Below are 1,991 nucleotides of genomic sequence, written 5' to 3'. Positions count from 1 at the left end.
CATGTTGCGTCCTGAAAGCTGGTCCAGGCTTACGGGTGGGAGTCCCGTGCGGGTAGACACCGGAGTGCCCGGTAGCAGGTCCCGGTTCGTCGTGGAGACGCGGCGGGCTGAGCGGGATGTCAAGAGCCCCTTCGGGGGGAGCAAGCACGCGGGCCGTAGCGTTAAGCGAACCTTGCAGCCTCGTCAGATCTACAGCGGAGAAGCCGAGCCCCTCATGTCAGGGCGAAGGCCATGTCCTGGGGGCCCTGTTCCGGGGTCAGCCCTCGGGGTTCTCCCGGGGTACGGAGGGCGGCACGTGTGCACAGTCTGGGCCGGAACAGGAGAGACCCGTCTGACCACGCCTGACGTCGGGCAAGAGACCGGACGTATAAGCCGATGGTGAAGTCGTCCGGAGGGCAGCGGGAGTCCGATGGGGTCGTAGTACCGCTGATCGGCGTGCAACACAACGCGCCGGGAGGGAAGGGCCCCAACTTTGATCACGTTCGTGGCGGAGGTAAGCGCGAGGGCATGGCCGGAGAGAGACTGGTCAACCACCCCGGCGGGGCGAGCCCCGTCGTAGTGGACGGGCGTGCGTCCGTCCTGAAAGTGCGACAACTTCAACGCGCGCTATGGACTGCGGCCAAGCAGTCTCCGGAGCGGCGTTTCCACGCCCTGTACGACCGTATCCACAGGGGTGACGTTCTGTGGGAGGCGTGGGAGCGGGTCCGGGCCAACAGAGGGAGCGCCGGGGTGGATCGGGTCACCCTGGAGTTCGTGGAGAGCCGGTACGGGGTCGAGCGGTTGCTCGGCGAACTCCAGCAGGCTCTTCGCTCAGGCACATACCGTCCCGCGCCGGCCAGGCGTGTGGACATCCCGAAACCACAGGGAGGCAAGCGGCCGTTGGGCATCCCCACGGTGCGCGACAGGGTGGCCCAGCAGGCGGCGAAGATTGCCCTGGAGCCGGTGTTCGAGGCGGGGTTCTCCCCATCCTCGTACGGGTACCGGCCCAAGCGGTCGGCGTTGCAGGCGATGGAGCGTCTTCGGACGGGATTCATCGAGGGTCGCTGTGTCGTCGTGGAGTTCGACATCCGCAACTTCTTCGGCGAGATCGACCACGGTCGGCTGCTCGCGGAAGTGGGGCGGCGTGTATCGGACCGCAGGGTGCTCAAGCTGCTGCGGCTGTGGCTCCAGGCAGGTGTGATGGAGGACGGGGAGGTACGGCGGACGGTCGCCGGTACTCCGCAGGGCGGGGTTGATCTCACCCTTGCTGGCCAACATCTACCTACATGTCCTGGACACCGAGCTCGCTGAGCGCGGTGTCGGTGAACTGGTCCGGTACGCGGACGACGGTGTCGTCCTGTGCCGGTCGGTGAACAACGCCAGGGCGGCCCTGGTAGCGGTCGAGGAGATCCTCGGCGAGCTGGGGCTGGAGCTGCACCCGGACAAGACGAAGGAAGCTGGTCGACCTCAGAGAGGGCCGGGAAGGACTCGACTTCCTCGGCTGCCACTTCAGAGCCCGCTTCTCGGGCCGGATGTGGGAGAAGTACCGCATGCGGCGCTTCTACCTGCATCGATGGCCCTCGCAGGCGGCGATGAAGCGACTCCGGACCAAGGTCCACGAACGGACCGACCGCCGTCGGACGGGAACGGACATCCGCGACGTGATCGCGGAGTTGAATCCGATCCTGCGCGGCTGGGGCGCCTACTTCCGAACCGGGAATGCCGCCCGGAAGTTCATCCAGATCGACCGCTACGTCGCGTGGCGGCTCCGGGGACTCATGGTGAGGAAACGGGGCCGCAACTTGCGGGCGGGACAGCTCGATCGGTGGACGGAAGAGTGGTTCAACGGGCATGGCCTGCACCGTCTACGTGGCACGATCCGCTATCCGAAGGCGGCGTAACCATGTCAAGAAGATCATCGGTAAGCCGTGTGCGGGAAAACCGCACGCACGGATTGAAAGGGGACGGAGGAACCGGGCTCGCAGGAGCACCGCGCCTCCAACTACCAATGG

At 66.3% G+C, this 1,991-nt stretch carries 2 protein-coding genes and 1 pseudogene; all 3 read left to right on the top strand.

Translation table 11 applies throughout. The features are described 5' to 3' along the window. Positions 1-729: 729 nt before the first annotated feature. The 3 genes and pseudogenes from K6I34_RS36290 (at position 730) to K6I34_RS36280 (ending at position 1,880) form a co-directional block, all read left to right on the top strand. Positions 730-1,290 (top strand): reverse transcriptase domain-containing protein, encoded by a 561-nt coding sequence (locus K6I34_RS36290; RefSeq protein ID WP_229332286.1) that lies wholly within the window; start codon positions 730-732, stop codon positions 1,288-1,290. Then, positions 1,232-1,378, top strand: a pseudogene (locus K6I34_RS39000) (group II intron reverse transcriptase/maturase); the annotation flags it as partial. The gene K6I34_RS36290 and the pseudogene K6I34_RS39000, both read left to right, overlap by 59 nt. A 151-nt stretch (positions 1,379-1,529) precedes the next feature. After that, the gene (locus K6I34_RS36280) at positions 1,530-1,880 is read left to right on the top strand and encodes a group II intron maturase-specific domain-containing protein (RefSeq protein WP_229332284.1); all 351 of its coding nucleotides are present in this window, start codon (positions 1,530-1,532) and stop codon (positions 1,878-1,880) included. Positions 1,881-1,991 lie beyond the last annotated feature (111 nt).

Source organism: Streptomyces sp. UNOC14_S4, from assembly GCF_020740835.1.
Lineage (GTDB): Bacteria > Actinomycetota > Actinomycetes > Streptomycetales > Streptomycetaceae > Streptomyces.
Note: the sequence above shows the minus strand (reverse complement) of the source record. Positions and strands in the feature narration are given on the sequence as shown.